Annotated in this window: 1 protein-coding gene; it reads left to right on the top strand. The window is 44.8% G+C overall.

Features of this window, described 5'->3' with window-relative positions:
* Positions 1-540: 540 nt before the first annotated feature.
* Positions 541-7,843 (top strand): PKD domain-containing protein (locus WD077_01505; GenBank protein MEX0965887.1); only part of this gene is annotated, 7,303 nt, incomplete at its 3' end.

The following is a 7,843-nucleotide window of genomic DNA, read 5'->3' as shown; positions in this document are numbered from 1 at the left end:
AAATAAAAGCCCCTGGCGACACACGTTGCCAGGGGCTTTTTGCTATTAGAAGAAAATTCAGGGTTTCTAAATGAGGGTAATTCCAATGGCAGGATTGGAATTTCTTACAAGGGGTCCAACTTGAATGGGAGATTCTCAGGTAAATAGAAGCTGAAAAAGCACACTTTTGAAGATATACCTCGATGATTGCTAAATACGGAATAAAAAATTGGATAAATACAAAAAATATATTCTCTTAAAATTAAGTTTAAATTATTTAAATATCCATATATTAAAATAAAATATTAAAAATGATTATAAGCTGAATGATGGTAGAAAGCAAAAAAGCTATCCCATGAAATTGGAGGGTAATATACCCACAGTAGCTTTTAATATACTGTTGATCATTCATTTACGGAAAAATATCTCTGGATTCGCGAAGCCTTTTGTTCGGTTTTGATAAGCTATTAAACACAAAAAAATAAATTGTGATGCACCCTATCTGGTAATAAAATCTTTTAACTAAATTTCCAGCCGTTTGAAAACAATAAATTCAATGCAATGAAAACACTTCGACTTTTTAAAATTGCGTTTGCAGTACTGATATTTGGCTTTTCGGGGCTAGATCTGTCAGCACAAACGTTCACTTTCACAAATGCGGGAGCCATTGGCAATGCCGGGCCCACGCAATCACAGGTAGACGTAGAGTATGCAAGTACTACTCTTGATGGTAAAGTAACGGTTAGCGGAGGTATTCAGAGATGGGTAGTGCCTTTTACTGCACTTTACAAAATTGAAGCATATGGAGCCCAGGGTTCAAATGCTTCAACTACGACAGGCGGTCTTGGCGCCTATATAAGTGGTGAGTTTATGTTAACTCAGGGAGATACGTTAAGTATATTAGTAGGACAAAATGCACCCAATACTCCTGCACGTGTGAATTTGTCCAGTTCCGGTGGAGGAGGGACTTTTATCACTAAGTTTCCTCATAATACCAATGCTTCAATCTTGGTAATAGCCGGTGGAGGTGGCGGAACAGGAAATGAAAGACCCTATACTGCAAATGCCTCAATGTTTACCAGTGGAAACACCGGCTCACATGGAACAGGTGGAACAAATGGAGATGGCGGTCTCACCGCAACCACTGCAGCCGGAGGCGGAGGTGGTTTCTTTACGGATGGTGATGGAACCGCTGGTGGAGATGCTTATGTCAATGGGGGAGCAGGCGGACCTGTCAACACGACTTACTCCGTAAATGGCGGTGGTTTTGGTGGCGGTGGAAGTGTAACAGGAGGCGGGAATTCCCGCTATGCTGGCGGTGGAGGATATAGTGGTGGCTCTGGTTCTACAAGCCAGGCTGGTGCTACAACCGGACTTTGGGGTGGCGGAGGCGGCTCCTATAATAATGGTACGAATCAAGTTAATGATACCAGCATTAGAATGGGGCATGGAATGGCAGTGATTACAATTCTTTCCAGCGGAGCTCCGTACGATGCAGGAGTTCTTTCAGTTGACTCTCCTAATGTTTACTGTGCCGGATCACATAACGTGGTAGCAAGTATTCAAAACTTTGGAACGGAAATACTTGACAGTGTAACTGTAAACTGGAGCGTAGATGGTATCGCCCAAACTTCGGTTAAATACATAGGAACCCTTGATACAACAGGAGGAACAGGTTCTGTTACAGCGCAGGTGAATTTAGGCAGTTTTAGCTTTACATCAGCCTCGTATGAGCTGCTTGTCTGGACTTCCATGCCTAACGGCAACCCGGACACCGTTAATACAAATGATACCACCCCGGCTACAAAGCAGGCAAATTTGCCTCCACCTACAGGGCTATCAGTAAAAGCTGCTAGCGACACAACGGCCACTATAGGATGGATAGGAGGAGGTTCTACTAACACATGGGTTTATTCGAATTTATTTTTTGGAACTGCTCCTTCAGGTTCAGGAAGTGCCACTTCGGTGGATAGTGCCAACCTAACCGGTTTGACACGGGCCACTACCTATGATTTTTATGTAAGAGAAGTTTGCCCAACAGGAGATACTTCTATTTGGGCTGGCCCATTAACTTATCAGACGCCATGTTCGAATCCACTTAACGGAACATATACTGTAAACCCCAATCAGGCGGTTTCCAACAGCAACTTCGTGAGCCTGGCAGATGCCTTATATGCCCTGAATGAATGTGGTATTTCCGGTGCTGTTACTATTAATGTTGAACCGAACTCAGGCCCCTATTTGAGCGGAGGGCAACTGACGGCTATACCGGGTGCCTCAGCTACCAATACTATAACCTTTAATGGTAATGGAAATGAGATCAATGAAGGAGCGGAGACCTATTTCCTCGCACTTGATGGTGTATCGTATTTAACGATAAACGACTTCCGTTTTATCAATACTAATCCCACAGTTCCGATGTTTGGGATCATGATAAGGGGAGGTTCGCATCATATAAATATTACGGATAACCTGATTGATATGGGGATGGGCTATACCTCCTCATTATCTGCAGCCATAGCCGTATCTAGCTCCACGACTTCTGCTACCACTGCCGGGAATAACGGCCAGTATATTACCATCACAGGAAATGAACTGGTTGGGGCTTACTACGGCATTACCTTGATCGGACAGTCTTCGTATGCTGATAATTATGGACATGTTATTTCCAATAATATTATCCGTGATTACTATATATATGGTGTTTTTATGGTAAATGCTGATACAATCATTGTGGAAGAGAACAATTTCAGCCGTAACATCCGTACTACCCTTTCTACCTTTTATGGGGTTTATGTGTCCTCTGGCCGGAACATTAAGATCCATAGCAATGAAATACATAGTTCAGGAGTGGGATCTTATACGGCTTATACGATTTATATCACCACATCGGTGAACAGTTCAGGATATGAGACTGAGATTGTAAACAACCTCATACATAATATCCCGACTTCAGGTACGCACTATGGCATGTATCTGTTGGGCACAAGGGATTACGTGAAGATTTATCATAATACGATAGATATAGAATCAAGCAACAGTACCGGGAACAAGCGGGCGATTTTTGCCAGCACCTCGCCTGATAATCATGAGCTAAAGAACAATATCCTGAGTATAAGAGGAAGTGGGACAGGCATAAAGTATTGTATCTATATTTCCACGACTTCCACCTCATTTAGCTCAAACTATAATGTTCTGTATAATGGTGCAACAGCGGGGACGAACCATACAGGATATTGGACAGCTAACCGTAGCACCTTATCAGATTGGCAATCCAATTCGAGCCAGGATGCAAATTCAAAGGATGATAATCCACATTTTGCGAATCCTGCCGGACTTATTATTACACCTCTGAACGTGGCCATAGATAATATGGGAACACCTGTTGGCGTAACGACCGATATTCTCGATTCGTCCCGGTCCTCCACGGCACCTGATGTGGGCGGAATTGAGTTTACCGGCATATCGGGAGATATAGCCTTGATGAGTGCAGAATTGACCCGTACCGGTAAGTGTTACAACCCGAACGACACAGTGGAATTTGTAATATCAAATGTATTTGGGTCAACTGCAGATTTTTCTACCAATCCCCTGACTCTTGTCTGGGAGGTTTCCGGGCCTGTGAATTCAAGTGATACGCTGGTAATCAACAGTGGGACCCTAGCAGCCAATGCAAGCATGGTAGTAACTGATACCAACGTGCTCATGACCGTTCCTGGCATGTATTATCTGACTGCTCATATATTGTCAAATTCTGTAAACCCAAGTGCATTTAATGACACTTTGGTGGCTCCATTTGAATATACGGTTGAACCCATATTGGTAGTGAATCCTAAGATGACAACGATGACAAGTTATTCGGATTCACTTCTCATTGCAGCTATTTCTCCATTTATTACCGCAGGTAATGTCCTAACCACTTCATTGACCTCAAATAATAATTCTGGTGGTAATTATTTTGATATTACAGTTGATAACGCAATTTTATTAAAGGGCTTCGAGGTAAATAATTCATCTACCACTACTGCGACATATCAAATTTATTACAGGCAGGGAACTTATGTAGGAAATAATGGAAATTCAAGTGGATGGACCTCATTGGGAACTTATAATGTACCCAGTGCCGGAGTAAATAATCCCACTGAAATTGAGCTGACCAATTCGCTCTTGCTGGTTCCTGATACCTATGCGCTGTACATCGTGGCGACTTCAGGATCGCACTATTACATTAACGGAACTGCAGTGGGCGCGGTATGGGCAAGCAATGCCGATTTAACGATTTATGAAGGATTAGGAACTGATCTTAACCCGTTCTCGACAGTGGCATTCTCGCCTCGGAATTTCAGCGGATCGATACTCTATGGCCCTCCTGCACAGACTGTATCGGGATTGACATGGTCCGAAGGAAGTACTGTGATTGATTCTACACAGAGTATTTACGTAGGGCCATATACCAATCACGGTACTTACAAGTACATCGCCACCTACAATACTGTTTGCGGCACGTATACAGATACGGCCACGGTAATTATGCCTCCGCGTATAGATGTTTCGGTAGAATTACCATTGCCAGCACAAGCCTGTGAGTCAACAAGCCTTCCAGTCATGGTTAAGCTGACCAATTCTTCTCTGATAGAGGATATTGATTTCGATATTGATACAGCCAGGCTTGTGGTATCTGTAACCGGTGCAGTCAATCAAACCTTTAACCTTGAGTTGACGGATAACAGCCTGAACAATAACTTGCCACTTGAGATGGGCAATAGCGTGATGGTATCAATGGGCAATTTAAATTTCAATACTGTTGGTTCCTATTATATCGCTGCTTCTGTGCAGGTGACTGGCGATGGCAATTCAGCCAATGATATAATGCTGGATACTGTGGTAGTGAAGCCAACTCCTGTAATAAATGCAGGGGTTGACCAACTAGCTTGCCTCGGAGCTACTGTGAACTTAAATGGCTCAGCAAGCAATGGAACCGGGTTCTCATATCAATGGACCCCGTCAGCAGGTTTAAGCAATGCAGGAATTGCTGCCCCTTCATTTACAGCTATGTCAAATGAAAAATACTTCCTGATGGTTACAAACGCAGAAGGTTGTTCTTCGGAGGATTCTACCACGGTGAACGTAAGTGATATAGCAGCTAATGCAGGGGCTGACTTCCAGGTATGTACAGGTTCACCGACAGTTATTGGAATAAATAATGGAGGCAGCGGAGGATTTGGTACGTTATCATATTCCTGGTCTCCAGGTTCCATGCTGTCAGATTCTACCCTGGAAAGGCCGATGGCCACCGTACCATCCACTACAATCTTTACGCTTACTGTAACCGATAGCATTGGCTGTACAGCTACCGACCAATTGCTGGTCGAAGGTTTATCCGTTCCTTCACCTATTGTAAGTGGTGTGAATAGCGTATGTTCCGGCCTGCGTGAAACCTACCGCACTCCTTTTAATTCCGGTACGACCTATCAGTGGCAAGTTACAGGAGGGACAGTAATAGGCTCATCAACTGCTGACACGCTTGTTGTGGAATGGGGATCAGCCGGGAATTCCTCCGTAAAAGTGACGCAGACGATTACAGCCGGGGGATGTTTTGCTACCACGCCAGATTATAGCGTGACAGTGAACGCCTCTGCTGCTACCACAGTGATACCGACCACGCCCACCACAGTTTGCCAGGGTTCCGCAGCTACACTGGTGACCATACCTGCTACAGGGGTAAGCTATCAGTGGCGAAGGAATGGCGTTAACATAAGTGGTGCTACTTCCAATACATTGAATGCAAGCCAGACTGGCGAGTATAAGCTCGTGGCAACCACCAACTTCGGATGTATTGACAGCAGTGCTGCTGTATCGGTAGTAGTCAATCCTACTCCTGCAGCTTCCATTACCGCCTCCGGCAGCACTACCCTGTGCGATGGCCAGACGGTAAACTTGAATGCCAGCACAGGAATCGGACTCACCTACCAATGGTTGAGGAATAATTCTTCAATTCAAAGTGCTACATCGGCCAGTTATTCAGCAGGCACATCAGGTGATTATGCTGTCCGGATTACTGACTCCAATAATTGCCAGGCAACTTCGGCTGTGGAGACGGTTACTGTAAATCCATTGCCATCGGCTTCTATTTCAGCATCCGGTGCAACAACATTCTGCCAGGGCGGCAACGTGATGCTTTCGGCTTTTGCAGGCGCGGGTTACACCTATCAGTGGAGGCAAAATGGAAGTAACATTTCCAGTGCAACTTCATCTACCTATAATGCTACGTCAAGCGGCACCTATAGTGTGGAAGTAAATACTGCCCAGGGATGCGAGGCCATTTCCAACAATATTGCTGTAACTGTTAATGCACTGCCCTCTGCTACGGCTTCGGCCGGTAGCGCCACTACTTTTTGTGAAGGCGGCAGCGTTAATATCAGTGCCAATACTGGTACAGGTTTGAGTTATCTGTGGATGCGGGATGGAAACACCATTTCCGGTGCTACATCATCTTCTTACAGTGCTGGCCAGAGTGGGAACTACACGGTGAGAGTGACAAATGCGAGTGGATGTGAGAATGTTTCTTCTGCGGTTTCAGTTACCGTGAACCCCATGCCGTTTGTTGCTATTGCGTCTGTCGGATCCACCACCATTTGCGAGGGAGACCAGGCAAACCTAATTGCGATAGCCTCCGGTGCTTCTAATTACCAATGGTTGCGAAATGGCAGCGACATTAGCGGAGCTACATCCACTAGTTATTCTGCTACGGATAATGGCACGTATAGTTTAAGGGTAACAACCAGCCAGGGATGTTCAGAAGTTTCTAACACTGTAGGAGTTACAAGGAATGTTCTTCCTGATTCCGCGATCACAACATCAGGGCCTCTGTCATTTTGTCCGGGAGGCAGCGTTACGCTTTCTGCTTCGGCTACAGCCGGTGTATCACATCAGTGGCAAAGGAATTCATCTAATATCACGGGTGGAACGGCTTCTACATTCGTTGCCTCCTCTTCAGGTGATTACAGGATGATCATAACCAACAATACCACAGGTTGTGTAAATATGTCTGCTGTCAGGAGTATCACTGTACTTGATATTCCAGAAGCTTCTTTCACGGCCATGAATACTTGTCTGGGAGACTCTGTGAGCTTTAACAACAACAGCGCAGCCGCAGGAACCTTGAGTTACAATTGGACATTCGGTGACGGAAATACTTCAACGGCTGAAAATCCAATGCACTTATATGCTGCTGCGGGTACTTACCAAGTCTCGCTGTTGGTTTCTTCGGCTGATGGCTGCATGGATTCTATCGCTGAAATGGTGGAAGTGTATCCGCAACCTGTAGCAAGCTTCGTAGCTAATGATGTTTGCGATGGGGAGTCTGTCAACTTTAGCAATAACAGCTCTATTCCTAATGGAAGCATTGCATCGTACAGTTGGAATTTTGGAGATAACAGCACAAGTATTTCCTCAAATCCGGTTCATACGTATGCTGGTACAGGCACTTATGCAGTAACACTCACGGTAACTTCGCTCAGAGGATGTGAAGTTCAAACTACAGATTCCATAACTATTTCTCCAAGACCTGTGGCAGACTTTACGGCTGCTAATGAATGCAGCGGTAAACTGATTAATTTTATGAACAACAGTTCATCCGCAGGTGGAGGCATGACGTATAACTGGATGTTTGGAGATGGAAATGCATCTATAGATGAGAATCCCTCGCACATGTACGATGAGCCTGGAATTTACCAGGTGATCCTGTATACTTACTCTAATAAGGGTTGTATGGCCGCAGACACAATGCAGGTGCAGGTTTATGCACTTCCGGAAGCAGACTTCAGTGCCACGGCAGTATGCGAGGATGAACCCACTGTGTTTA

The sequence above is a fragment of the Bacteroidia bacterium genome (assembly GCA_040880525.1).
Lineage (GTDB): Bacteria > Bacteroidota > Bacteroidia > CAILMK01 > JBBDIG01 > JBBDIG01.
This window is presented reverse-complemented; position numbering and strand designations above follow the sequence as displayed.